The sequence below is a fragment of the Salipiger pallidus genome (assembly GCF_014643635.1).
In the GTDB taxonomy this organism is placed as follows: Bacteria; Pseudomonadota; Alphaproteobacteria; order Rhodobacterales; family Rhodobacteraceae; genus Salipiger; species Salipiger pallidus.
In genome coordinates this window covers 377921-401782 of record NZ_BMJV01000003.1, presented here as the reverse complement: position 1 = coordinate 401782, position 23862 = coordinate 377921, and the positions used below count along the sequence as shown (strand labels likewise).

General features: G+C 66.1%; 24 protein-coding genes. 14 read left to right on the top strand and 10 right to left on the bottom strand.

Annotated features, from left to right (window positions below; all coding sequences use genetic code 11):
- Positions 1-48: 48 nt before the first annotated feature.
- Entirely contained in the window at positions 49-510 is a 462-nt protein-coding gene (gene rnhA / locus IEX41_RS09885; protein WP_188790071.1) for a ribonuclease HI, read from the top strand.
- 34 nt (positions 511-544) lie between these two features.
- Positions 545-1165, top strand: coding sequence for a trimeric intracellular cation channel family protein (locus IEX41_RS09880; RefSeq protein ID WP_188790136.1), 621 nt, complete (start codon positions 545-547; stop codon positions 1163-1165).
- Positions 1166-1383: 218 nt separating this feature from the next.
- Here IEX41_RS09880 and IEX41_RS09875 read toward each other — a convergent pair whose 3' ends face one another.
- A complete protein-coding gene (locus tag IEX41_RS09875) occupies positions 1384-2559 on the bottom strand; it encodes a MalY/PatB family protein (protein WP_188790070.1) in 1176 nt (391 codons plus the stop codon).
- 120 nt (positions 2560-2679) lie between these two features.
- Between IEX41_RS09875 and def (IEX41_RS09870) the strand changes: the two genes are divergently transcribed.
- Genes def (IEX41_RS09870) through def (IEX41_RS09860) form a run of 3 tightly spaced genes read left to right on the top strand, consistent with a single transcriptional unit; the run spans position 2680 to position 4189 of the window.
- A complete protein-coding gene (gene def, locus IEX41_RS09870) occupies positions 2680-3201 on the top strand; it encodes a peptide deformylase (protein ID WP_188790069.1) in 522 nt (173 codons plus the stop codon).
- Positions 3201-3698, top strand: a complete 498-nt coding sequence (gene def / locus IEX41_RS09865) for a peptide deformylase (protein WP_188790068.1) — start codon at positions 3201-3203, stop codon at positions 3696-3698. The genes def (IEX41_RS09870) and def (IEX41_RS09865) overlap by 1 nt, the downstream gene beginning before the upstream one ends.
- A complete protein-coding gene (gene def / locus IEX41_RS09860) occupies positions 3695-4189 on the top strand; it encodes a peptide deformylase (RefSeq protein WP_188790067.1) in 495 nt (164 codons plus the stop codon). Before def (IEX41_RS09865) ends, def (IEX41_RS09860) begins: the two co-directional genes overlap by 4 nt.
- A gap of 237 nt (positions 4190-4426) precedes the next feature.
- Here the strand turns inward: def (IEX41_RS09860) and IEX41_RS09855 are convergent, their stop codons facing one another.
- Both IEX41_RS09855 and IEX41_RS09850 read right to left on the bottom strand, forming a co-directional pair.
- Complete coding sequence (locus IEX41_RS09855) at positions 4427-5959, bottom strand: cryptochrome/photolyase family protein (protein ID WP_188790066.1); 1533 nt, start codon at positions 5957-5959, stop codon at positions 4427-4429.
- Positions 5956-6114 (bottom strand): DUF2256 domain-containing protein, encoded by a 159-nt coding sequence (locus tag IEX41_RS09850; protein WP_188790065.1) that lies wholly within the window; start codon positions 6112-6114, stop codon positions 5956-5958. Before IEX41_RS09850 ends, IEX41_RS09855 begins: the two co-directional genes overlap by 4 nt.
- Positions 6115-6207: 93 nt before the next feature.
- Between IEX41_RS09850 and IEX41_RS09845 the strand changes: the two genes are divergently transcribed.
- On the top strand, positions 6208-6603 hold the full coding sequence (locus tag IEX41_RS09845) for a DUF2177 family protein (protein WP_188790064.1): 396 nt from the start codon (positions 6208-6210) through the stop codon (positions 6601-6603).
- Between the two features lie 23 nt (positions 6604-6626).
- Here IEX41_RS09845 and IEX41_RS09840 read toward each other — a convergent pair whose 3' ends face one another.
- The 6 genes from IEX41_RS09840 to IEX41_RS09815 all read right to left on the bottom strand — a co-directional run bounded on the left by IEX41_RS09840 (position 6627) and on the right by IEX41_RS09815 (position 12913).
- Complete coding sequence (locus IEX41_RS09840) at positions 6627-7397, bottom strand: SDR family NAD(P)-dependent oxidoreductase (protein WP_229673112.1); 771 nt, start codon at positions 7395-7397, stop codon at positions 6627-6629.
- Entirely contained in the window at positions 7366-8538 is a 1173-nt protein-coding gene (locus tag IEX41_RS09835) for an SAM-dependent methyltransferase (protein WP_188790063.1), read from the bottom strand. The genes IEX41_RS09840 and IEX41_RS09835 overlap by 32 nt, the downstream gene beginning before the upstream one ends.
- Positions 8531-9313 carry a DUF1365 domain-containing protein gene (locus IEX41_RS09830; protein ID WP_188790062.1) on the bottom strand — a complete coding sequence of 261 codons (783 nt, stop codon included), beginning with the start codon at positions 9311-9313 and terminating at the stop codon, positions 8531-8533. Before IEX41_RS09830 ends, IEX41_RS09835 begins: the two co-directional genes overlap by 8 nt.
- Positions 9310-10608: an NAD(P)/FAD-dependent oxidoreductase gene (locus IEX41_RS09825; protein WP_188790061.1), complete on the bottom strand. Its 1299-nt coding sequence runs from the start codon at positions 10606-10608 to the stop codon at positions 9310-9312. The genes IEX41_RS09830 and IEX41_RS09825 overlap by 4 nt, the downstream gene beginning before the upstream one ends.
- Positions 10609-10733: 125 nt before the next feature.
- Positions 10734-11519: an ethanolamine ammonia-lyase subunit EutC gene (gene eutC, locus IEX41_RS09820; protein WP_188790060.1), complete on the bottom strand. Its 786-nt coding sequence runs from the start codon at positions 11517-11519 to the stop codon at positions 10734-10736.
- Positions 11516-12913, bottom strand: a complete 1398-nt coding sequence (locus IEX41_RS09815; protein WP_188790059.1) for an ethanolamine ammonia-lyase subunit EutB — start codon at positions 12911-12913, stop codon at positions 11516-11518. Before IEX41_RS09815 ends, eutC begins: the two co-directional genes overlap by 4 nt.
- Before the next feature lie 217 nt (positions 12914-13130).
- Here IEX41_RS09815 and IEX41_RS09810 point away from each other — a divergent pair, with 217 nt between their 5' ends.
- On the top strand, positions 13131-14258 hold the full coding sequence (locus tag IEX41_RS09810) for an alanine racemase (RefSeq protein WP_188790058.1): 1128 nt from the start codon (positions 13131-13133) through the stop codon (positions 14256-14258).
- Between the two features lie 355 nt (positions 14259-14613).
- Here IEX41_RS09810 and oiaX read toward each other — a convergent pair whose 3' ends face one another.
- The gene (gene oiaX, locus IEX41_RS09805) at positions 14614-15882 is read right to left on the bottom strand and encodes a 3-oxo-isoapionate-4-phosphate decarboxylase OiaX (protein ID WP_229673110.1); all 1269 of its coding nucleotides are present in this window, start codon (positions 15880-15882) and stop codon (positions 14614-14616) included.
- 136 nt (positions 15883-16018) lie between these two features.
- Between oiaX and IEX41_RS09800 the strand changes: the two genes are divergently transcribed.
- From IEX41_RS09800 to nanR, 7 genes are all read left to right on the top strand, one after another.
- Entirely contained in the window at positions 16019-16969 is a 951-nt protein-coding gene (locus IEX41_RS09800; RefSeq protein WP_188790057.1) for a D-ribose ABC transporter substrate-binding protein, read from the top strand.
- Between the two features lie 66 nt (positions 16970-17035).
- Positions 17036-17671, top strand: coding sequence for a DUF2291 family protein (locus tag IEX41_RS09795; RefSeq protein ID WP_188790056.1), 636 nt, complete (start codon positions 17036-17038; stop codon positions 17669-17671).
- Positions 17668-19245: a sugar ABC transporter ATP-binding protein gene (locus IEX41_RS09790; RefSeq protein WP_188790055.1), complete on the top strand. Its 1578-nt coding sequence runs from the start codon at positions 17668-17670 to the stop codon at positions 19243-19245. The genes IEX41_RS09795 and IEX41_RS09790 overlap by 4 nt, the downstream gene beginning before the upstream one ends.
- Positions 19245-20309 (top strand): ABC transporter permease, encoded by a 1065-nt coding sequence (locus IEX41_RS09785; protein ID WP_188790054.1) that lies wholly within the window; start codon positions 19245-19247, stop codon positions 20307-20309. Before IEX41_RS09790 ends, IEX41_RS09785 begins: the two co-directional genes overlap by 1 nt.
- Positions 20310-20316: 7 nt before the next feature.
- Positions 20317-21339, top strand: a complete 1023-nt coding sequence (locus IEX41_RS09780; RefSeq protein WP_188790053.1) for a Gfo/Idh/MocA family protein — start codon at positions 20317-20319, stop codon at positions 21337-21339.
- Entirely contained in the window at positions 21336-23021 is a 1686-nt protein-coding gene (locus IEX41_RS09775) for a D-apionate lactonase family protein (protein WP_188790052.1), read from the top strand. The genes IEX41_RS09780 and IEX41_RS09775 overlap by 4 nt, the downstream gene beginning before the upstream one ends.
- Positions 23022-23082: 61 nt before the next feature.
- Positions 23083-23796, top strand: a complete 714-nt coding sequence (gene nanR, locus IEX41_RS09770; protein WP_188790051.1) for a transcriptional regulator NanR — start codon at positions 23083-23085, stop codon at positions 23794-23796.
- Positions 23797-23862 lie beyond the last annotated feature (66 nt).

Sequence of the window (23862 nt, the reverse complement as noted above, 5' to 3'; positions counted from 1 at the left end):
CCCGCATCCGCTTGACGGCCCCCGCCCGCACTGGCTAAGCGCCCTTCCATGACCGAACTCTACGCTTACACCGACGGAGCTTGCTCCGGAAATCCCGGCCCCGGCGGCTGGGGTGTTCTCATGCGCGCCATGGATGGCGACACCGTCCGCAAGGAGCGCGAGCTCAAGGGCGGCGAGGCCGAGACCACAAACAACCGGATGGAGCTCATGGCCGCCATCTCGGCGCTGGAATCGCTGACCCGCGACAGCAAGATCACCGTGGTGACGGACAGCGCCTACGTGAAGAACGGCGTCACCGGCTGGATCCACGGCTGGAAACGCAATGGCTGGAAGACCGCCGCCAAGAAGCCGGTGAAGAACGCCGAGCTCTGGCAGCGTCTCGACGAGGCGCAAAAACGCCACGACGTGACGTGGAAATGGGTCAAGGGCCACGCCGGCCACCCGGAAAACGAACGCGCGGACGAGCTGGCCCGCGCCGGCATGGCGCCCTTCAAGCCCGGCGGCAAGTAAGGGCGCGCCGGGGATGACGCTGGACGCGCTGATGATCTCCCCACTGGAGGCGCTCGATTACGCCTCGGTCTTCGTCTTCGCCCTGACGGGGGCGCTGGTGGCCAGCCGTGCCCAGCTCGACATCGTCGGCTTTGCCTTCCTTGCCTGCCTCACGGCGCTCGGCGGAGGCACCATGCGCGATTTGCTGCTGGATCGCGAGGTCCTGTGGATCTCGGATCCCGCCTACCTGGGCCTGGCCTGCACGGCGGCGGTTCTGGTGTTCTTCACCGCCCACCTGCTGGAAAGCCGCGCCCGCGCCATCGTCTGGCTCGACGCCGCGGCGCTGGCCTTCGCCGTGGCAGCGGGGGCGGGCATCGCCATGGACAGCGGCCAAAGCTGGCCGATCGTTCTGGTGATGGGGGTGATGACCGGCTGCCTTGGGGGCCTCATGCGCGACGTCGTCGCCAACGAGGTACCCCTTCTGCTCAAGCAGGGCGAACCCTATGCCACCTGTGCCCTTGGCGGCGCGATCACGCTGCTGGCGGCCCATGGCACGGGAATGCTGGCGGACCGCGCCGCGCTCATCGCGGCGATCCTCACCTTCGTGCTGCGTGGCTGTGCCATCGGCACCAACTGGCGCCTGCCCACCTACAAGAGCCGCCCTCCCCGCCGATAATGCCCCTCTCAGGACAGTGCGCAGCTCGCCGCTTCTTCTCTTTAAAAATACGCCGGGGGTGAATTGGCCGCAGGCCAAGAGGGTGCAGCGCCCCCTGCCGCCTCTCAAACCTGCAGACCGCCGGGACGACAGGTGCGATGCCGCGCCGCTGGCAACGCCAGCGCAAGGGGGCTCTGTAGATACCGGCAACGCCGGAGCCCCTGCCCCGTCTCAACGCCTCACTGAAGGTCGGCAAAGGCCGCTGTCAGCCGCTCGCAGGCCTCGACGATGCTCGCCCGTGGCATGGCGATGTTGAACCGCATGCAGGATTCGCCACCCCTGCCGAACGCCGGGCCGTAGTTCGGGGCGATCTTCGCCTCGCCCTCGATGCGCCGCAGGATCTCGGCCTCGTCCATGCCGGTGCCCGAGTAATCCACCCAAGCAAGATAGGTCGCCTCGAGCGTCATGCACGACAGCCCCGGGATCCCATTGATCGCCGCCTCGAACATCTTGCGGTTGCCGTCGATATAGGCGGTCATCTCGTCGACCCAGGCCGCGCCCTCGGGTGAATAGGCCGCCGTCGCCATGTTGAGGCCGAAGCTGTTGGGCGACATGCCAAGGCCCGCCATCACGTCTACGAACTTCGTGCGCAGGGCCTCGTCCTCGATGATGACGTTGCCCGTGTGGGCGCCCGCGATGTTGAAGGTCTTGGTGGTGGCCGACATCATCACCAGCCGGTCGGTGATGCCCTCGATCAGCGCCATGGGCGTGTGCTTGTACCCCGGCAGGACGATGTCATGGTGAATCTCGTCCGAGATCAGCACCAGGTCATGCCGTTTGGCGAACTCCGCCACGCCGCGCAGCTCGTCCGGGCTCCAGACCCGGCCGCCGGGATTGTGGGGCGAGCACAGGATCACCACCGACTCCGAGCCGGTCATCAGCGCATCGTAAGCGCCGAAATCCATCTCGTAGCGGCCGTCCTTCTCCACCAGCGGGCATTCCACCACCGTGCGCCCGGCGGATTTGATGACCCGATGGAAGGCATGGTACACGGGCGTGAACAGCACGATGCCATCGCCCGGCTTCGAATAGGCCTGAAGCGCCAGGCCGATGCCGTTGACGAGGCCATGGGTGGTCATGATCCAGTGACGTTCGATATCCCAGCCGTGCCGGTTCGACATCCACCAGCGGATCGCGTCGAGGTAGGCGGTATCGTCGCCGTAATAGCCGTAGACCCCGTGGTCAGCCATCGCCTGAACCGCCGCCTGAACCGCCTCAGGCGGGCGGAATTCCATGTCGGCCACCCACATGGCAAGCCCGTCATCGGGGGACACGCCGTAGATCGGCTCCATCAAGTCCCACTTGGCGGAATGGGTTCCCCGGCGGTCGATCACCTCGTCGAAGCGGCTGGTCATGCGTTGATGTTCCTTGGAAATATGCGGTCTGGGCCGTTGGTCTGCGAACGCTAGCGCCACGGTCGTCAGGTGCAACCCCCGACGCTTGCGAAATCACGTGGATTTGCCTAAGTGAAGCCCATGAAACGCCCGATCCTCATCCACCCCGACCCCCGGCTGAAAAAGCTGTGCGACCCCGTCCCCGATATGTCGGACGATCTGCGCACGCTTGCCTCGGACATGCTCGAAACCATGTACGATGCCCCGGGCATCGGGCTGGCCGCGCCACAGATCGGCGTCATGTCGCGGCTGATTGTGCTCGACTGTGCCAAGCCGGACAACGGTGAGGATCCGCGCCCGCTGGTGATGTTCAACCCGCGTGTCATAGCGTCCTCGGATGAACGGAATGTCTACGAGGAAGGCTGCCTGTCGATCCCGGATCAGTATGCCGACGTGGAACGCCCGAAGATGGTCGAGGTCGAGTGGCTCGATACGGACGGTACCCTTCAGAAAGAAGAGTTCGACGGCCTCTGGGCGACCTGCGTGCAGCATGAGATCGACCACCTCGATGGCAAGCTTTTCATCGACTACCTCAAGCCGCTGAAACGCCAGATGATCACCCGCAAGATGGTCAAGCTCAAACGCGACCGGGCGCGCGGCTGATGGCCCTTCGCGACATCCTCAAGTGGCCCGACACGAGGCTCAAGCAGCCTTGCGCCGAGGTAGACGACCCCGCCTCGGTCGAGGCGCTCGTGACCGACCTGTTCGAAACCATGTACGATGCCCCCGGCCGCGGCCTTGCCGCGCCGCAGGTGGGCTCGCTGGTCCGGGTCTTCGTCATGGACGCGGGCTGGAAGGACGGAGACATGGCCCCGCTTGCGGTCATCAATCCGCAGATCCTCGACGTATCCGAGGAAACCAGTCGCATGGACGAGGGCTGCCTTTCGATCCCCGGCGTCACCGCACCGGTGACCCGCCCCGAGACCGTGACCATGGTGTTCACGGATCTGCAGGGCAACCGCGTGGAGCGCCGGTTTGAAGGCGCCGAGGCGCGGGTGGCGCAGCACGAATACGACCACCTCGACGGCCTCGTGCATTTCGACCGGATGCCGCCCGAGGATGCCGCTGACCTCATGCACGCGTACGAGCGCCAGTCATGACCGCCCGCCCCTGCATCCCATGGCCCGACAAGCGCCTGCGCACCGCTGCCGCCCCGGTCGAGACCATCACCGACGACATCCGCGCCCACTGGCAGGACATGATCGACACGATGGAGGCGATGCCCGGCGTCGGCCTCGGTGCGCCGCAGATCGGCGTCATGCTGCGGCTCGCGGTCGTGGATGCCTCCGAGGACCGTGGACAGGCCGTACGCATGGCCAACCCCGAGATCCTGCATGCCTCGGTGAAGATGCGCAGCCACGACGAGGCAAGCCCCAACCTTCCCGGCGTCTGGGCCACCATCGAGCGCCCCCGCGCCGTCACCGTGCGCTTCATGAACGAAGCGGGCGAGACGGAGGAACGCGATTTCGTCGGGCTTTGGGCGACCTCGGTGCAGCACCAGGTGGATCACCTGAACGGCAGGATGTATTTCGATCACCTCAGCAAGGTGAAACGGGACATGTTGATCAAGCGGGCGAAGAAGCAGCGCTGATCTCGTCAGGGCGTTCACTCAGGAAGTCGATTTAGCTGCGCGTGCGCGACGGCACATTGTGCCGCGCCCCGAGCCCTGATGGCCCGGGAGACCGCCGTTCACGACAGCTACAGCTTGCGCCCGGCGGTGGCAAAGCTGCCCTCCCAGGCGCTGGTAATGAGGATCCTGAGCCACGTGCTGTCCATGCGGCGTCCCAACGGCTGGCGCACGGCTTGGTCACGGCTGTTTCAGATGGGCTCAGTCCCAGCTGCCCCCGTCGAGGAAGGCCCGGGCCGAGCGGGTGATCTCGGCCTTTTCCTCCTCGGACTTGCGGCGCAGGTTGCCGTAGATGAGGCCCATGCGCTGGTTGTTGCCCAGCTTGCCCTCGTTCTCGATCAGGAAGTTCCAGTAGAGGTAGTTGAACGGGCAGGCCTCTTTCCCTGTCTTCTGCTTCAGATCGTAGGAACAGTTGGCGCAGTAATCCGACATGCGGTTGATGTAGGCGCCCGAGGCCGCATAGGGCTTGGACCCCAGCCGCCCGCCATCGGCGTGCATCACCATGCCATGCACGTTGGGCAACTCGACCCATTCGTAGGCATCGGCGTAGACTTCCAGATACCACTGCTCGATCTGTTTCGGTGCCACCCCGGCAAGCAAGGCGAAGTTGCCGGTGACCATGAGGCGCTGGATGTGGTGGGCATAGGCGTGTCGCTGCGTGGTGCCGATGCATTCGGCCATGCAGCGCATGTCGGTCTCGGCGCCCCAGTACATGGCGGGCAGGTCGCGTTTCGCGTTCAGGTAGTTGCCCTCGACGTATTCGGGCATCTCGGTCCAGTAGATGCCGCGCACGTATTCCCGCCAGCCAAGGATCTGGCGGACGAACCCCTCGACCGCGTTGAGCGGCGCATCCCCGTCCTTCCATGCGGCGGCGGCCTTGTCGCAGACCTCGGACGCGGTGAGCAGGCCAGCGTTGAGATAGGGCGAGATAAGCCCGTGCAGCAGGAAATCCTCGCCGGTCTTCATGGCGTCCTGATAGTCGCCAAAACTGGGCAGGCACTCCTTGATGAAATGGCGCAGGGCGCGCAGGGCCTCGTCGCGGGTGACTGCCCAGCCGAAGCCCTCAAGGTCTCCAAAGTGGTTGTCGAACCGCGCGGCGACCAGTTCCAGCATCTCCTGCGTGATCTCGTCGGGGCGAAAGCGCATGCGGTGGGGCGGGGCAAATCCCTTGGGAAGGGATTTGCGGTTCTCCTTGTCGAAGTTCCACGCGCCCCCGGCGGGCTCGCCGTCTTCCATGAGCAGGCCGGTCTCCCGCCGCATTTCGCGGTAGAAATACTCCATCCGGCCGGTCTTGCGGTCCTCCACCAGCTCGGCAAAGCGGTCGCGCGAGCAGTAGAAGCGGTCATCGTCAAGGATATCCACCGGCAGGTCGAGATCCGTTTCCCAGTCGCCCATCATCTGCCAGACCCGCCATTCCCCCGGCTCGGTCACGAGGATCCGCTCGGGATCATGGCGTTTCACAGCGCGGGCCAGCTCGCCGCTGAAGCTGTGGGTGTTGTCCTCGTCGTCAAGCTTGACGTAGTCGACCGTGATGCCGCGCTCGCGTAGGTCTTCGGCGAAATGGCGCATGGCCGACAGGATAAAGGCGATCTTCTGCGGGTGGTGGCGCACGTAGGTGGTTTCGTCCCCCACCTCAACCATGAGCACCACGTCGCGCTCCGGGATCAGGCGCTGCAGCGACGACAGATCCCGGGTCAGCTGGTCCCCCAGCACGAAGCACAGATTGCGGGTCATGTCGCCTCCTTCCGGCGGGCCGCCCCGCGGCATCGGTCCGAGCAGTATTTCACCGCGTCCCAGTCCTTCGCCCACTTGCGGCGCCACGCGAAGGGGCGGCCGCAGCAGGCGCATGGTTTCGTGGGAAGATCGGCTTTGCGGACCATGCGGGGCATCGCGGCGCTCCTGAAAGGCTGTCTTTCGAAATCGTCAGGTGAAACCAGGCGCAATCGCGCCATGTTCCCGTGAAACGGACAAAGGATCATGCCATGCAACTCTTCACCCTCTATGCCTCGACGCTGATCATCTTCCTCGTGGTCGACATGATAGGCATCAGCTTCATCGTGAAACCCGTCTTCGAACGTAGCGTCGGCGATCTGCTCGAGCTGAAGCTTGGCCCTGCGGCGATGTTCTACTGCTTCTACATCGCGGGCCTTCTCTATTTCGTCTCCGTCCCCGCCATGGCCGAGGGCAATGCCACCCGGGCACTGCTCGCGGGCGCACTTTTGGGGCTCATGTGCTATGGCACCTACGAGTTCACCAACCTGTCGACCCTGCGAGTCTGGACGTGGAACCAGGTGATCGTGGACTGCATCTGGGGCACCGTTCTGACCGGTGGATCGGCCTGGGCGGGCCTCACCATCACGCGATGGATCCACGGCTGAGGCGGACAACGCGGCGGCTGGACCTACTGGTTCAGCCGCTTCGTCAGCCGGAAGGCGATGCCGTAGGGCAAGGCTCGCAGCAGCTTCAGCGGCCATGTCAGGCGGCGCGGGAAATGCACCTCGAACCGCTTCCCGTCCAGCCCATCCGCGATGCGCGTCGCGGCGTCTTCGGGCTGCAGAAGGCCAGGCATCTGGAAATCGTTCTTCTCGGTCAGGCGGGTGTCGACGAAGCCGGGGCTGATCATCTTGACCACCACGCGCGGCGCCAGTTCGACCCGCAGACTTTCCACGAGGTTGATGACCCCCGCCTTGGACGCGGAATACATCTGCCCCTTGGGCAGGCCGACATAGCCCGCCACCGACCCGGTAAGAACAAGATCCCCGCCATCGCGCAGCAGCGGCGCGGCGGCGCGGGCAAAGAGGAACGTTCCGGTAAGATTCACGGTCACCAGCTTGGCGGCCTTTTCGGCATCGATCTCCATCACCTTGCCGGGATCGTAAAGCGCCGCCAGCGTGATCGCCTTGTCGAGCGGGCCGCCCGCGCGGATGGTGTCTGCCGCCGCCGCAAGGCTTGCCTCGTCCGAGACGTCGGCCATCACGACCTCGGCACTGCCGCCGGCGGCCTCGATGTCGCTGGCCAGCGCGCGAAGCTGATCCTCGGAACGGGCCGAGATCACCAGCCGCGCCCCGCGCCGGGCGTATTCCGTGGCAAGCGCCGCGCCGATGCCGGTCGAGGCGCCCATGATCCAGATGCGTTGGGTGTCAGGCATGGGAAAGCCGATACTGGTAGACATCCGTGCGTCCGACCTCGAATGCGGCGGTGCAGGCCGCAAGGTAAAAGCGCCAGATGCGGATGAAGTTTTCATCGAATCCCTGCGCCCGAACTTCGGGCAGGCGTGCTTCGAAGCGGGCCTGCCAATCTCGCAGGGTGCGGGCGTAATCCTTGCCAAAGGAGAAACTGTCCTCGACCTGCAGGCCAGCGGACTCGGCAAGGTCGCGGAAGGCGTTGGGCGACGGCAGCATGCCCCCAGGAAACACGAAGCTGCGGATCATGTCACCGCTGACACGGTAGCGGTCGAAATACCGGTCGGCCATGGTGATAGTCTGCACCATCGCCCGGCCCTTGTCCGCCAGCACATGCTTGAGCTTGCCGAAATAGGTGGGCCAGTAGCGTTCGCCCACGGCCTCGAACATCTCGATGGACACGACGCTGTCAAAGCGGCCGTATTCATCGCGGTAATCCTGGATGGCGATATCCGCATCGCGCCCAAGCCGTTCACGGGCGAACTGCGCTTGTTCGCGCGACAGGGTCAGCCCCTTGGTGGCAAAATCGCCATGCGTCAGGGCCCGTTCGGCAAAACCGCCCCAGCCACAGCCGATCTCCAGCACGTTGCCCGACGACCGGCCCAGTCCTTCAAGGATGCGATCGTACTTGCGGTGCTGTGCGGGCACCAGCGGATCTGCGGCGCTGGCATCCTCGGGCCGATAGAGCGCCGAGGAATAGGTCATCGTCTCGTCAAGCCAGAGCTTGTAAAAGTCGTTCCCCAGATCGTAATGCGCCGAGATGTTGCGCCGCGAGCCCGCCTTGGTGTTGCGGTTGAACAGGTACAGCGCTCGCACCATCAGCGCCTGGATCGGGTGCCCGTAGAGGAAGGGCTCAAGCGCGTCCTCGTTCTGCAGTCCGAAGGTCAGGAAGGCGGCAAGGTCGGTGCTGTCGACCCAGCCATCGCGGTAGGCTTCGGTCAGACCGATATCTCCCTTGGCAGCGACTGCAGGACCGGCGCGCCAATCGGCGATGGTAAGGTCGGCGTCGATGCCCGGCTGGCGCCCTCCGAACACCCGGGTCTTGCCGTCCGGGGTGGTCAGGGTGAGCGTGCCGTGCTCGATCTTGTCGAGACAGCCGAGAAGACGGCTTTCGATCTGGCGTTCAAACATCGCGGGGTACCTTGTCGGTGGCCTCGGATTTCTTCCGGGCAAGTTGCTCAGGCTTCGAAATAAATCGAACCCGTCTCAGGGCAAGCTTCAGCGCCTGCCAGTGGATCAGCGCCATGACCCGCTGCGATTGCAGCGGATGACGCCAGCGTGCGCGCCTCAGGGAGGCAGCATCGAGCGCCCGCGCGGGGCCGCTCTGGGCGGTTTGCAGCTTCGTGCTGCCGTCCTCGCCGATCCAGTCGACCCATGCCCCGAAGCGCCCCGTCCCCGCGTCGAAGCGGAACACGTAATGGCCATTGCGCGGCAGGAAGGGCGAGACATGGAACAGCTTCTGTCCCGCGATGCGGTCAGACCGGTCAATGGGGCGGCAATCAGGATGGTGGACAAGGTAGAGATGCCGTTCGCCAAACGTGTTCGACACCTCAGCCAGCACCGCCCTCAGGCCGCCCTCGTCCCGCGCAAGCCAGAAGCTCACGGGGTTGAAGCCGTAGCCGCTTGTGCGCGGCGTAGTGACGAGCACCACGTCGCAATGGGCCAGCCCGAGCGGGTCCAGAAGCCCCGCGATGAAGCTGCGAAACCCGGTGCCGTCCCCGAAATCGCGCTGCCGCACCTGCCAGATCCGCCCCGTGTCGGGACGCAAGCACAGCGCGCCCTCTTCGAAGGCAGCCAACGGCAGGGCAAGCGATGTGACCTCGTAGCGAAAGTCGCGGGACACCGCGCCACGGCGAGCGTGCCAGACCCGCCCCGAGATCAGTGCGCCATCCCAGAGGTCGGTCATTCCGCCGCCTGAAGCGCCTCGATCGGCGCATCCTGCTCCCGCGCCCATGGATCGCGTCCCAGCGGCCAGTCGATGCCCATGCGCTGCGCCACCCGCAGAGCGGAGAGCACGCCGTCTTCGTGGAAGCCGTAGCGCGTCCAGGCCCCGGCGTAATAGATGCCTCCGCGCCCCTGGATCCCCGAGATATGGCTTTGCGCGAACTGTGCCTCGTCGTCGAATTGCGGGTGATGCAGGATCGCCTCGTCGTGGACGTTGTCGAGCTCGCCCTCGGGGTTGAGGGTCACGAACATGTCCCGGTCAGTGTCCAGCGGCTGCAGCTTGTTCATCCAGTAGGTCAGACTGATGGGCCGGTCGTGCAGGCCCGGCTGCTCGGCGGTGACGTAATTCCACGAGGACCAGATGCTGCGCCGTCTGGGCATGGCGCGCGGATCGGAATGCAGCACCATGCGGTTGGCCTCCGTGCGGAAACAGCCAAGGATCGACCGTTCTTCTGCGTCCATACGGTCCAGCAGGCGGGTGGTGACCGGCGCGTGGGTGGCCATGATGACCCGGTCGAACCGCTCGGACCCGGCGGCGCTGTGGACGGTGGCACCATCGCCGCCGCGTTCCACCTTGCGCACCGGGCAGGACAGGCGCAGGTCGGCCGTCGTCGCCGCCAGGATCGCCTCAACGTAGCGGGCCGAGCCGCCGCGCACGGTCAGCCAGTCGGGCTGGTCGTCCACGGTCAGCAGGCCATGGTTCTCGAAGAAGGTCACGAAGCTGCGGGCGGGAAAATCCAGCATGTCACGCGTCGGGGTGGACCAGATCGCCCCGGAGATCGGCATCAGGAAGCGTTCGGCAAACTCGCGTCCCAGCCCCATCTGCTTCATCACGTCGCCAATCGAGGCATTGGACATGGCGTGGGCGGGCGCGCCCCGGAAGAACTTCATGATGTCGCGGATCATGCGCCAGTGGCTCGGGCTCGCCAGCAGGCTGCGCTGCGCGAACATGTCGAGGTTGCGCGTCGTGCCGTATTCCAGCGCCCCGGCCCCGAAGCTGGCGGCAAAGCTCATGTCGCTGGGGGCAAGCTCCACCCCGAGGTGTTCGAGCATGGGAATGAACAGCGGATAGGTCTTGCGGTTGCACACGATGAAGCCGGTATCCACAGCGCAGCCATCCACGACCTTGGTGCGTGCGTGACCGCCGGGCCGGTCCTCTGCTTCGAAAATCGTGACATCGTGATGGCCCGACAGCAGCCATGCGGCCGCGAGGCCGGAGATTCCGCTGCCGATGACGGCAGTCTTGCAGTGCTGCATCTTGCGATCTTGCCTCTTCCTGTTGCGTCTTCCGACTGAAGAGACGGAGCATGCGCAGCAAAAGTTTCAGGTTCCGGAATATAACTTAGGCTACTCCGGCCCGGCGTCACGCCCTTGCCGCGAATTCATTCACCCGAAATGCGCTCTGCTCCGGCACTGTCTTCAAGCTCGGGCGCGGACACCGAGTTGTCCTTGAGCATGACCCCCGAAAGCTGCCGGCGGAACGCCTCCTGCACGAGGTACCCGGCTCTGTATGCCGCTTCGGGAAAGGTCAGCCCGCCGGTACGAATGTTGGAGATGCAGTTGCGGTCCGCGTCGGTGCTGCCGCGCCTTGCCCCGTAGGTCAGGTAAAGTCCAAGGCTGTCCGCCGCTGACAGGCCCGGCCGCTCCCCCACCAGAACGACGACGCAAGCCGCCCCCAGCCGTTGGGCGATATCGTCCCCGATGGCCACCCGCGCCTGGTGCGCGATGACGGTGGGCGCAAGGCTCAGCCCTTCTCGCTGGAGATGGGGCAGAAAGGCGCGCAGGAAGGGGGCCACGTTGTCCTGCACCGCCAGCGCCGACAGCCCGTCGGCGATGATGATGGCCACGTCCGCAGGAGCCGCGCGCCCATCCAGTGCCTCGGCATCGGCGTCGCTCAGGCGCCGGCCAAGGTCCGGGCGGCGTAGGTATTCCGACCGGTCCGCCACGCGGCTGCGCACCGACAGAAGGTCAAGGCCCAGCCCCGCGAGTTCGGCGCGCAGGGCAGTCTCGTCCAGCTCGGAATGCACGGCGGTGCGGGCGGCGGCATGGGCGGCCTGGAATTCCAGCTGCCGCGCACTTGGCAGCGACACCCCTGCCCGGCCCAGCGCGATGCGCGCGCTGGTGTGGCGGCGCAGGGTGTTCCACAAGTCCCGGGTTTCGTCTGTCATGAATGCTCCATCTGCGGCAGCGAGGTCTTGAACAGTGCGGGCGGGGTCGGGTTCGGGGTGAACGAGCCGTCCGAGGCAAGGATGCCGGTCTCATCCAGCCATGCCTCGAACTCGGGCGCGGGGCGCAGGCCGAGGACGCGGCGCAGGTAGAGCGCATCGTGAAAGGACGTAGTCTGGTAGTTCAGCATCACGTCATCCGATCCCGGAATGCCCATGATGTAGGACACCCCCGCCGTGCCCAGCAGGGTCAGAAGCTGGTCCATGTCGTTCTGGTCCGCCTCCATGTGGTTGGTGTAGCACACGTCGCACCCCATGGGCACGCCCAGCAGCTTGCCGCAGAAGTGATCCTCGAGACCGGCGCGGATCACCTGCCGCCCGTCGTAAAGGTACTCCGGCCCGATAAAGCCCACCACCGTGTTGACCAGCAGCGGCTGATACAGCCGCGCCACGCCGTAGGCCCGCGCCTCCAGCGTCTGCTGGTCGACGCCGTGATGCGCATCCGCCGACAGGCACGATCCCTGCCCGGTCTCGAAATACATGACGTTGTCGCCCACGGTGCCGCGCTTCAGGCTGCGCGTCGCCTCGAGGCCCTGTTGCAGGATGTCCTGCGTTACGCCGAAGGATCGGTTCGCCGCCTCGGTCCCGGCAATGGACTGGAAAGTCAGGTCCACCGGCGCGCCCGCCTCGATCACCTCGATCGAGGTGGTGACGTGGGACAGAACGCATGATTGCGTGGGAATGCCGCCTTCGGTGATGAGCTCGTCCAGCATGTGCAGCAGCTTGGTCACCGCGCCCGTGTTGTCGGACGCGGGGTTGATGCCGATCACCGCATCCCCCGATCCGTACATCAGCCCGTCGAAGACCGAGGCCGCCACGCCCTTCACGTCGTCGGTGGGGTGGTTCGGCTGCAACCGCGTCGCAAGCCGCCCCGGCAGGCCGATGGTGTTGCGGAACCTCGTCACCACCCGGCACTTGCGCGCCACGAGGATGAGGTCCTGGATCCGGCAGATCTTGGACACCGCGGCCACCATCTCGGGGGTGAGGCCGGGGGCCAGCGCCGACAGCGCCTCGGAGGTGGCGGCATCCGACACCAGCCAGTCGCGGAAGGCCCCCACGGTCATGTGCGACACCGGCGCAAACGACGCCGCATCATGGCCATCGAGGATCAGCCGCGTGACATCATCGGCCTCGTAGGGGATGACCGCGTCGGTCAGGAAATGCTTCAGCGGCAGATCCGCAAGGGCAAGCTGTGCGGCGACCCGCTCCACGTCGGTGGCGGCGGCGATGCCGGCAAGCTCGTCACCCGAGCGCAGGGGCGTGGCGCGCGCCATAAGCGTGCGCAGGTCGGCAAAGCGGAAGGTCTCCCCGCCGATGCTGTGGGAAAATCCGGGCATGTGGGCCTCTCCTTTCCGGGGCACGTGCGGCGGCATGGGCCGGCTGCACGGTTTCAAGGCGTTGCCCGACTGTGGGGGGACTTGTCGCCGGGATCAACTCGCAGCCCGCCTGCCCGACAACGTTCACCACTTGAAGCCCAAAGGATGCGCAAGGAATATGCCGTTCGTATGCAACCGGACCCTGCTTGCCCGCGACACCAGACCAGAAGGACCGCCGATGACCAGCCTTTCCGACCGGGACACGCCTTTCCTTGCCCTCGATCCCACCCGCCTCGATGCCAATGCCGCGCGGATGCGCGCCCGGGTGGAGGCGCTTGGCCCGCGGCTGCGCCCGCATCTCAAGACGGTGAAATCCGTGCCCGCCGCGCGGCGCATCCTTGGCGAGATGACCAATCCCGCCACCGTGTCGACCCTGCAGGAGGCCGAGGCCTTTGCCGATGCGGGCTGCACCGACCTGATCTACGCGGTGGGCATCGCCCCGGCCAAGCTGCCCCGCGTGGCAGCGCTGCGGGCGCGCGGCGTTGACATCGCCGTGATCCTCGACAGCCCGGCGCAGGCGCTTGCGGTGGCCGAGGCGTCGCGCACCGCCGGCGCCGCCATTCCCGCGCTGATCGAGATCGACTGCGACGGCAAGCGGGCGGGCATCCGGTCGGGCGATCCGGCGCTGACCATCATAGGGCGCATCCTAGACAGCGGGGCCGAGCTGCGCGGCGTGCTGACCCACGGGGGTGGCAGCTACGGCTACTTTACCCCCGAGGATCAGCGCCAGATGGCCGCCGAGGAACGCTTTGCCGCCGTCACCGCCGCCGAGCGGCTGCGCGCCGATGGTCTGCCCTGCCCGGTTGTCAGCATCGGGTCGACCCCGTCGGCGCATTTCACCACCGACCTCGGCGGCGTGACCGAGGTGCGCGCGGGGGTCTACACCCTCATGGACCTGATGATGGTGAACTGCGGTGTCGGCGGCATCGGGGACATCGCCGCCACCGTGGTCTGCACCGTGATCGGCCACCAGCCGGACCGGGGCGTCATCCTCACCGATGCGGGCTACATGGCGCTTTCCAAGGACCACGGCACCGCATCGATGCCGGTGGATCAGGGCTTCGGCGTGGTGGCGATGCTGGATGGCACACCGATCCCGGACCTGCTGGTGACGGCCACCAGCCAGGAACACGGCCAGCTGTCCATCCGCCCCGGCAGCGATGCGCCCCTGCCAGAGTTGCCCATAGGAACGAGGCTGCGCATCTACCCCAACCACGCCTGCGCCACGGTGGCGATGCACCGGTCCTTCGCCGTGCTGGACGGGGAAAAGGTCACCGAGGACTGGCCGATCATGAGCGGCTGGTAGTTAAACGGGCCACTCTCCGGTTGCCCCGCGCATCGGCAACCGGAAGCTCTGCCCGGCGAACATACAAGCCGTGGGATCGCGACTCGCGCTCACACGCGGGCAGGCATAGAAACCAATGGCATCGTCCGAAAAGTGGCTCGGCGCGCGCCTTTGTCTCCACCCACGGTGAGGCAAGTCGGTTGCGGAAGGCGCGGGTTTTAACAAGCGCCTGTTTCGGCGGCGTGACCGACGGTCGGCAGGGTAGGTTCGTGCTGGCCCCAAGGCCTTACACGCCCGGCAATACCTGAAGAGGCTCAGGCAGGAGGCCATGTCGCTTGCGCACGCAGGCTCTCCCGCACTGAGGACACCCCGAGGCTCAGGCCCCGAGCATCTCGGGCGTGCCCCACTTCTTCAGCGCCGCGTCCAGCTCGGGGTGATCGGCGGCCATCTGGCCAAGGGTCAGCCCGGCCTCGGCCGCGTCCCAAGCCTGCCGGATGGCGCGCACGCCCGCACCCGGACCCATTGGGTGGCCGTGGATGCCGCCGCCGCCAAGATACATGAGATCCAGCGTCTTGCCGGTGCGGTTGTAGGTCTCGACCGCCTGCCCGCCCCACTGGCCGGAGCAGACCACCGGCAGGGGCCGGTCGGCCTCCGAGAAGATCGGCTCGCGCACCGCGTGGAAGCTGCGCACGAAGCTTTCGTCCGGCTCCCAGTACTTGGCCTGAAGCCCGTTGATCTGGAACTGGTCGACGCCCAGAAGGCGCCAGATCTTCTGGTAGGCGCGGAATTCCATGCCCAGCGCCGGATGCCGCGTGAGGATGTCCCAGCCGTTGCGATGCGCGTGCAGGCACAGCTTGGACCGCTTGCGCAGGTAGCTCATGCCGCCATGGCCGATGGAGTTGATGTTGACCACCGCCGCAAGCCCGCCGCGATCGGCCACGTAATCATGGCGCCGCATCATCTCGTCCGGATCCGCGGACGAGATCCCGAAGGCGTACATCACCCGCTTGCCGGTCTTCTGGTAATGATCCTCGATCACCGGAAGGATGGCATCGGCCCGCGCCTCGAGAGGGGCATAGCCGGGGTTCATCATCTTCTCGTCGTCCTTGATGAAATCCACCCCCGCCTCGCAGAGGGTGCGGACCACCTCGGCGGTCTCTTCGGCGGTCAGGCCCAGCGACGGCTTGATGATCGACGCGATCATCGGCCCCTTGTCCACGCCCATCAGACGGCGCGAACCGTCGATACCGAACTGCGGGCCGGGATGGCAGGCCCATTCCTGCGGCAGGTCGAAATCCATCACTCGAACGCCGGAGAGCCCCCGCGCCGCGTAGACACCGCCCACGGTAACGGTCATCAGCGCCGCGATGTCGGTGCCGATGGCCTCCAGCGGGTAGGCGATGGTCGCATCCGCGCGGTGGAACGGCCCGGCCTCGTCCGTGGGAAAGCCCGGCACCGGGGAATCGTCCAGCCGCACGACCTTTTCGACCCTTGCTGCAAAGCGGGCGCGCAGGGCCTCGGTCTCGCCCGGAAGCTCGGTGAAGGTGCCGGTGGACTGGTCGGACGCGATCTTGGCCGCAAGCGCCTCGGGGTCTCCGGGCGTCTCGATGCGGTAGGTGACGCGGATCATCGGCTGCTGGCTCATTGGCGGTCCTCCTTGGTTCAATCTGTAGTGCTCATCATACCTGTTGACAATGTGTAAATCATACCACAACCTTTACGGACATCAGCGTGGAGGCGGCACCGTGGTGGGTGCCGTGCTGATCTGAGGAGGAAAATCTATGACTGTTACACGCCGCATTTTCGTGGCCGGCCTTGGCATGACTGCCGTTCTGCCCATGGTTCAGGCCGCAAGCGCGCAGGGCAAGGGGCTGATCGCGATCATCACCCCCAGCCACGACAACCCGTTCTTCAAGGCCGAGGCGGTGGGCGCCGAGGCCCGCGCACAGGAACTGGGTTACGAGACGCTGATCCTTGTGCATGACGACGACCCCAACAAACAGTCCGAGATGTTCGACACCGCAATCGCCCGTGGCGCGGCGGCGATCATCTGCGACAACGCGGGCGCCGATGCCACCGTGGCACCGGTGCAGCGCGCGCTCGATGCGGGCATTCCCAGCTTCCTGATCGACCGCGAGATCAAGGAAAGCGGCATCGCCATCAGCCAGATCGTGTCCAACAACTACCAGGGCGCGCAGCTGGGCGCCGAGGAGTTCGTCTTTGAGATGGAAGAAGCCGGGCCTTACGTGGAACTTCTGGGCCGCGAGGCAGACACCAACGCGGGCATCCGCTCGTCGGGCTATCACGACATCATCGACCAGTACCCGGACCTCGAGATGGTCGCTCAGCAATCGGCCAACTGGTCGCAGACCGAAGCCTACGAGAAGATGGAGACGATCCTGCAGGCCCAGCCCGACATCAAGGGCGTGATCTGCGGCAACGACACTATGGCCATGGGTGCATGGGCCGCGCTCGAGGCGGCGGGGCGCACCGACGTGATCGTCGTGGGCTTTGACGGGTCCAACGACGTGCGCGACAGCATCCTCAACGGTGGCATCAAGGCCACCGTGCTTCAGCCCGCCTATCGGCAGGCGCAGCTGGCGGTGGAACAGGCCGACCAGTATCTCGAAACCGGCAGCACCGGCCTCGAGGAAAAGCAACTGATGGACTGCGTTCTCATCAATGCCGACAATGCCGAGCTGCTGGAGACCTTCGCGCTTCAGGGCGCCTGATCCGACAGCCTTTCGCGGCCTGCCAAGGGTGGCGGGCCGCACCATTCCAAGCCAGACGAGACCGACATGCGCGCAGCTTCCATGACTGCGGCACTGCTTTGTGCCGCCCTGCCTCTTGCCGCCTGCAAGATCGTGCCGAACCCCGACCCCGAAGAGGTGGCCGCCGCCAACATGAGCGACGAAGACCGCATGGCCGCCTGGGTCGACGAGAACTGGGACGCGCGCGTCCTGCCCGCCGCCGAGGACAACCGCACCACCTGGCCCGCGTTCAGCGCAGCGCTGGAAGAGGGCCTTCAGCCCGCCGGAGAGGCCGAGGGCCTGCGCCCCAGCGACAACGGCCCGTGGTTCTTCTTCATGCAGGGCGAAGGCCAGGTGGTCGAGGCCAACCTGGACAGCCGCGCCCGGCGCATGGAGCTGGACATGGACGGCGACGGCAGCGCCGACATCGCGCTGCAGCTTGGACCGGTGGTGCGCGGCACCGCGTTGCGCGACGCCCTGCCCTTCGTCAGCTTCACCGATTTCCGCGACCAGATCGAATTTGCCAAGCTGGGCCGCGCGCTCAATGACCGTGCCACCGCGAACCTGCCTGAATTGTCAGGCGACCTGACCGGCAGCACCGTTGCCTTCACCGGGGTCTTCGGCCTCAACAGCAGCGCCGAGACGCCCATGGCGGTGCCCACATCGCTCGAGGTGCGCCCATGAGCGCGCATCCCGCAGCCTCCCACCCCATTGGCCTGTCGATCCGCGGCGGCACCAAAGTCTATCCCGGTACCGTGGCACTCAAGGAGGTGGACTTCGACCTGCACATGGGCGCGGTCAACGTGCTGGTGGGCGAAAACGGCGCTGGCAAATCCACCATGATGAAGGTCATCGCCGGGGTCGAACAGCTGACCTCGGGCCGGATCGAGATGGAGGGGCGCGAGGTTCACCTGACCTCCACCGACGAGGCCGAAAAGCACGGCATCGGGATGATCTTCCAGGAGCTGAATTTGTTCCCGAACCTTTCGGTGGCGGACAACATCTTCATGGCGCACGAAAAGACCCGGGGCGGCATCGACATCGATGCCGCCGAGCAGCGCCGCCTGACCGCCGAACTCATGCGGCGGCTGGAGCATGACATCGACCCGGACACGCTGGTGGGCGATCTCAAGGTCGGGCAGCAGCAGATCGTCGAAATCGCCAAGAGCCTTGCCCGCGATGCCCGCATCCTCATCCTCGACGAGCCGACCTCGGCCCTGTCGGCGGCAGAGGTCGAAATCCTGTTCCGCGTCATCGACGAGCTGAAGGCCGAAGGCGTCGGCATCGTCTACATCTCGCACCGGATGGAGGAACTCATCCGCGTGGGCGATTACATCACCGTGCTGCGCGACGGCGCGATCACCGGGGCGCGGTCGATGGAGGGCGTCGACATCGCGTGGATCGTCCGCGCCATGATCGGCGACAGCAGCAAGGAATTTCCCAAGGAGATCGACCACCCCTACGGCGGCCAGGTGCTGAAGGTCACCGACATGCGCATGGCTGACGGCGCGGGCGGTTTCGTGGTGAACGGCGTGTCCTTCAGCCTGCGGCAGGGCGAGATCCTCGGGATCTACGGCCTGATGGGCGCGGGACGCACCGAACTGGTCGAGGCGATCATGGGCCGCCATTCCCACGCCGCCGGTCTCGTGGAGGTGGACGGCAAGCCCATGGGCCGCGCCAGCGTGGCAGATCGCATCGCCCATGGCCTGGCGCTCATCCCCGAGGACCGCAAGCATGACGGCCTCGTGCAGGACCTGTCGATCCGCGAGAACATGACCCTGTCATCGCTGGGCGATGTCACAAGGGGCGGCGTTCACATGGACCTCGGCAAGGAACGGTCCCGCGTGAAGGACTTCGTGAAACGCATGGTGATCAAGATCGCCTCGCCCGAGAACCCGGTGTCGTCCCTGTCGGGCGGCAACCAGCAAAAGGTGGTGATCTCGAAGGCGCTGATGACGAATCCCAAGGTGCTACTGATGGACGAGCCGTCGCGCGGCATCGACATCGGCGCCAAGGCCGAAGTCTTCCGCGTCATGCGCCAGCTGGCCGCCGAGGGACTAGGCATCGTCTTTGTCACCTCGGACCTCGAGGAGGTGCTGGGCCTGTCGGACCGCATCCTTGTCATGTCCAATGGCCGGATCACCGGCGAATTCACCCGCGACACCGCGACCGACACCGCGCTCGTGACCGCAAGCTCGGTGGGCCACGCCCCTGACCTGCACGGCTCCGAAAGCGCCTCCCAGAAGGAACCCGCCTGATGACCGACATGACCGCATCCGGACCGGCGCAATCCGGCACCACCAGCGCGCTTCTGATGCTGATGAAGGCCCGGACCTTCATCGCGCTGATCCTCGTCTTCACCTATTTCGCGATCTTCGCGCCGAACTTCCTGTCGGCGGCGAACATGGTTATCATGTCGAAACACGTCGCGCTCAACGCCTTCCTTGCCATCGGCATGACCTTCGTCATCGTCTCGGGCGGGATCGACCTGTCGGTGGGCTCCATCGTCGGGCTCTGCGGCATGGTGGCGGGCTTCCTGCTCCTCAACGGGATCGACATAGGGCTTGGCTGGTCGATCCAGTTCAACACGCTCGAGATCTGCCTCATCGTCTGCCTTGTCGGCATAGCCATCGGGGCGCTGAACGGCTTCCTGATAACCAAGCTGAACGTCGCGCCCTTCATCGCCACCCTTGGCACGCTTTACATCGCGCGCGGCGCCGCCCTGCTGTCGAGCGAGGGCGAGACCTTCCCCAACCTCACCGGCAACGCGGAATACGGCTCAGACACCTACCGGATGATCGGCTCTGGCAGCCTTCTGGGGGTGCCGATCTCGATCTGGATGCTGATCGTGGTGGGGCTTGTGGCCGCCTACATCGCCAAGCGCACGCCGCTGGGCCGGTTCATCTATGCAGTGGGCGGCAACGAACGGGCGGCGGGGCTGTCGGGGGTCAAGGTCACCCGCGTTAAGTTCTTCGTCTACATGTTCTCGGGCTTCTGCGCGGCACTGGTTGGCATCATCATCTCGTCGCAACTGGTTGCAGCCCACCCTGCCACGGGCGACACTTTCGAACTGAACGCCATCGCGGCGGCCGTGCTTGGCGGCACCTCCATGTCCGGCGGGCGGGGCCGCATCGGCGGCACCATCGTCGGGGCCTTCGTGATCGGCGTGCTGTCGGACGGGCTGGTGATGATGGGCGTCTCGGCCTTCTGGCAGACGGTCATCAAGGGCCTTGTCATCGTCGCCGCCGTGGTCATCGACCAGGCGCAACAAAAGGTACAGGCCCGCGTCACCCTGCAATCGCAGGCCATGGTGGGAAAGTGAGGCAGACATGCTGAAAGGCGCACTCATCGGTTGCGGGTTCTTTGCTCGCAACCAGCTGCACGGATGGGCGGACCTGCCCGATGCCGAGATCGTCGCGATCTGCGACAGCGATCCCGCCCGGCTGGCCGAAGCCGGGGACGCGTTCGGCATCGACCGCCGCCACGCGGATGCCGAAGAGATGTTCGCGAAAGGCGGTTTCGATTTCGTCGACATCGCCACCACCGTGGGCAGCCACCGCGCATTGGTGGAAATGGCCGCCCGCCACGGCGTGCATGTCATCTGCCAGAAGCCCTTTGCCCCCACCCTTGCCGATGCCCGCGCCATGACTGATGCCGTGGCCGCCACCGGCAAGGTGCTCATGATCCACGAGAACTTCCGCTGGCAATCCGCCGTGCGCCGCGTCATCGAGCTGCTGCGCGGCGGCGCCATCGGCACGCCGTTCTTTGGCCGGGTGAGCTTCCGGTCAGGCTATGACGTGTTTTCGGGGCAGCCCTACCTTGCCACCGGCGAGCGTTTCATCATCGAGGATCTCGGCATCCATATCCTCGACATCTCGCGCGCGCTCTTCGGGGACGTGGCGCGGATCACCGCCACCACCACCCGCATCAACCCCGCCATCAAGGGCGAGGACGTGGCCACCATGCTGCTCGCCCACGAGGGCGGCGTGACCTCCGTGGTGGATTGCTCTTACGCAACCAGACGCCAGCCCGAGACTTTCCCGGAAACGCTGCTCGAGATCGACGGCACCGACGGCACCCTGCGCCTTGATGCCGGGTACAGGCTGACGGTGCAGGCCGGCGGCGAAAGCCGGACCGACGATGTGTCACCGCCGAGGTTGCCATGGGCCGAAGCGCCCTGGCACAACATTCAGGAAAGCGTGGCGCTGATCCAGAAGCACTTCGTGGAGGCCATCACGGCGGGCCGCGCCCCCGAAACGGAGGCGGCGGACAACCTCAAGACATTCGCACTGGTCGAGGCGGCTTACCTGTCAGCGAAGGAGGGGCGCACCGTCGCGCTGTCCGAGCTGTGAGCCGCTACAGCCTTGGCGATCTGAGCTTCACCCTCGATGGTGGCGCGCTGCGGTATTTGCGGCTGGGCGAGACCGAGATCATCCGCCAGGTCGCCTTCCTCGTACGCGACCGCGACTGGGGCACCATCCCCGCCGAGGTGGGCGAGGTGCAGGAGACCGGCGGAGAGGGCATCGGCCTGCTCATCCCGCTCACTTTCCGCACCGATGGCGCCACGCTGTCGGTCACGGTGGCGCTGTCGCTGACCGGCTCGGCGCTGACCCTGCGCGCCACCGGCACCGCGGACGCCCCGTTCGAGACGAACCGCGCGGGGTTTACCCTGCTGCACCCCATCGAGGGCGTCGCCGGGGCCCCCGCCACGGTCACACACCCGGACGGGCAAACGCAGGACAAACCCTTCCCCACGCTCATCGACCCGTGGCGGCCCTTCGAGGACATCGTGCGACTGGATTACGTGGCGAATGGCCTTGCCATCTCCTGCGCGCTGTCGGGCGACACGTTCGAGATGGAAGACCAGCGGCAATGGGGCGATGCGTCCTTCAAGACCTACAACCGCTCGCTCGACCTGCCGTGGCCCTACGCCCTGCCGCAGGGCACCTATCCGCCGCAGGAGGTCACGCTGGGCTGGAGCCATGCCGAGGCCCCCGCCGTGCCATCGCCGCGCCCCCGGGTTGTCGCCCCGACCTTCCCCGAGACCGCCCTGCTGGTCACGCCCGAGGAGGCGACAGTGCTTGCGCAGGACCCATCGCCGCTGGCGCTGGTCTCGCCGCAGCGGCTGCTGTGTCACGTGGATGCGACCCATGGCGCGGTGGCAGACCAGTTCGCTGCCTTCGCCGCGCTTCAGCACGCGGTGCCGGATATGATCTACGATCTGGAACTGATCGGCAGCTTCGACGGCCCGCCGGGGCCGGAGCTGCACGCCCACGCAAACGCCATGACCGGAGCGGGGTTCACGCCTGCATCGGTCTTCACCTGCCCGTCGGTGGACCGGCAATCGACGCCGCCGGGGTCGGACTGGCCCGCCTGCCCGCCGCTGGCCGAGATTCACGCCGCCGCCGCGCAGGCTTTCCCGAACGTGACACGGGGCGGCGGCATGGCCAGCCTTTTCACCGAGCTGAACCGCAAGCGCCCGCCGACCAAGGGGCTCGATTTCATCACCCACGGGCTCTGCCCCATCGTCCACGCGGCGGATGACCATGCGGTGATGGAAACGCTTCAAGCCGTGCCCCACATCACCGCTTCTGCGCTGGCCATCGCGGACGGGCGAGAGTACCGCATTGGCCCAGCAACCATCGCCATGCGCCAGAACCCCTACGGCTCGCGCACCATTCCAAACCCCAAGGGCAGCACCGTTTGCATGACCGACGACGACCCCCGCCACCGGGGCACGTTCGGCGCGGCCTACGTGTTGGGCCTTGCCACAGCGCTGGCATCTGCGGGGATCGCGGTTTGGACACCGACCTGCGTGCTCGGCCCGCGCGGCATTACCGGCTTGGACGGACCCTACCCGCTGGCAGAAGTGCTCAAGGTGCTCTCGGGGCTGGCCGGACACCCCGTCGAGCAGGCCGACATCCGCGACGGCATCGCCACGCTGACTGTCGCCGGTCGGCGGCTGCGCGCAAATCTTGAACCGGTGGAGCAGAACGGCCTCGCTCCTTATTCCGTGGATGTCGGAGAGGTTTGATCTCTGTACCAAAACAGTATACTTGTTCACTTGTAATACATGTCTGACAGGGAGACCCCGCATGAACCGCCAGGCATCCGCCCGAGAGGGCAAGATCGTTCGCCGCAAACTGTCCGACCAGGTGCTTGAGCGCCTGCATGACATGATCCGCGAGGGCGAGCTGAAGCCCGGTGACACCATGCCCTCCGAGCGGGCGCTGATGGACCGCTTCGGCGTTGGCCGTCCTGCGGTGCGCGAGGCGCTGCAAAGCCTGCACAACAGCGGGCTCATCACCATTAACCACGGCGAACGCAGCCGGGTGAACGCCATCGACGCCAGCACCGTGCTGCACCAGGGCGACGAACTGGCGCGTCTTGTCCTCAGCTCCACGCCCGCGTCGCTCGAGCAGCTCAAGGAAGCGCGTCAGATGTTCGAAGTGGGCCTGGTCCGCGTCGCCACCGAACGCGCCACCCCCGAGGACGTGGCCGAACTGCGCCGCCTTGTCGAAGCGCAGCGGGCGCAACTGGGCAATCCGCATGACTTCATCGCCGCCGACATGGATTTCCACCGCAAGCTGGCGACGCTGGCGGGCAACCCGATCATCGCCGCGCTGTCGGACGTGATGCTGGGCTGGCTCTTCGAGCATCACATCAGCCTGCTGCACCGGTCGGGGTCGGAACAGGTGACGCTGGCGGAACATGCCAAGATCACCGATCACATCGAAGCCGGGGACACCGAAGGTGCCGCGGACGAAATGCGGCGGCACCTGCAACGCTCCCGCGAAAGCTTCGAATAGCGGCCTGCGCGCCTATCTGGGGGCGCCGATGACAGCGCCCTCCGGCGATTTGCTTCAGCGATGCGT

Excerpts from the sequence above, each read along its gene's own strand:
- rnhA (WP_188790071.1), top strand. The coding sequence starts at position 49 with ATGACCGAACTCTACGCTTACACCGACGGAGCTTGCTCCGGAAATCCC.
- IEX41_RS09875 (WP_188790070.1), bottom strand. The coding sequence starts at position 2,559 with ATGACCAGCCGCTTCGACGAGGTGATCGACCGCCGGGGAACCCATTCC.
- def (WP_188790069.1), top strand. The coding sequence starts at position 2,680 with ATGAAACGCCCGATCCTCATCCACCCCGACCCCCGGCTGAAAAAGCTG.
- def (WP_188790068.1), top strand. The coding sequence starts at position 3,201 with ATGGCCCTTCGCGACATCCTCAAGTGGCCCGACACGAGGCTCAAGCAG.
- def (WP_188790067.1), top strand. The coding sequence starts at position 3,695 with ATGACCGCCCGCCCCTGCATCCCATGGCCCGACAAGCGCCTGCGCACC.
- IEX41_RS09855 (WP_188790066.1), bottom strand. The coding sequence starts at position 5,959 with ATGACCCGCAATCTGTGCTTCGTGCTGGGGGACCAGCTGACCCGGGAT.
- IEX41_RS09850 (WP_188790065.1), bottom strand. The coding sequence starts at position 6,114 with ATGCCCCGCATGGTCCGCAAAGCCGATCTTCCCACGAAACCATGCGCC.
- IEX41_RS09845 (WP_188790064.1), top strand. The coding sequence starts at position 6,208 with ATGCAACTCTTCACCCTCTATGCCTCGACGCTGATCATCTTCCTCGTG.
- IEX41_RS09840 (WP_229673112.1), bottom strand. The coding sequence starts at position 7,397 with ATGTCTACCAGTATCGGCTTTCCCATGCCTGACACCCAACGCATCTGG.
- IEX41_RS09835 (WP_188790063.1), bottom strand. The coding sequence starts at position 8,538 with ATGTTTGAACGCCAGATCGAAAGCCGTCTTCTCGGCTGTCTCGACAAG.
- IEX41_RS09830 (WP_188790062.1), bottom strand. The coding sequence starts at position 9,313 with ATGACCGACCTCTGGGATGGCGCACTGATCTCGGGGCGGGTCTGGCAC.
- IEX41_RS09825 (WP_188790061.1), bottom strand. The coding sequence starts at position 10,608 with ATGCAGCACTGCAAGACTGCCGTCATCGGCAGCGGAATCTCCGGCCTC.
- eutC (WP_188790060.1), bottom strand. The coding sequence starts at position 11,519 with ATGACAGACGAAACCCGGGACTTGTGGAACACCCTGCGCCGCCACACC.
- IEX41_RS09815 (WP_188790059.1), bottom strand. The coding sequence starts at position 12,913 with ATGCCCGGATTTTCCCACAGCATCGGCGGGGAGACCTTCCGCTTTGCC.
- IEX41_RS09810 (WP_188790058.1), top strand. The coding sequence starts at position 13,131 with ATGACCAGCCTTTCCGACCGGGACACGCCTTTCCTTGCCCTCGATCCC.
- oiaX (WP_229673110.1), bottom strand. The coding sequence starts at position 15,882 with ATGAGCCAGCAGCCGATGATCCGCGTCACCTACCGCATCGAGACGCCC.
- IEX41_RS09800 (WP_188790057.1), top strand. The coding sequence starts at position 16,019 with ATGACTGTTACACGCCGCATTTTCGTGGCCGGCCTTGGCATGACTGCC.
- IEX41_RS09795 (WP_188790056.1), top strand. The coding sequence starts at position 17,036 with ATGCGCGCAGCTTCCATGACTGCGGCACTGCTTTGTGCCGCCCTGCCT.
- IEX41_RS09790 (WP_188790055.1), top strand. The coding sequence starts at position 17,668 with ATGAGCGCGCATCCCGCAGCCTCCCACCCCATTGGCCTGTCGATCCGC.
- IEX41_RS09785 (WP_188790054.1), top strand. The coding sequence starts at position 19,245 with ATGACCGACATGACCGCATCCGGACCGGCGCAATCCGGCACCACCAGC.
- IEX41_RS09780 (WP_188790053.1), top strand. The coding sequence starts at position 20,317 with ATGCTGAAAGGCGCACTCATCGGTTGCGGGTTCTTTGCTCGCAACCAG.
- nanR (WP_188790051.1), top strand. The coding sequence starts at position 23,083 with ATGAACCGCCAGGCATCCGCCCGAGAGGGCAAGATCGTTCGCCGCAAA.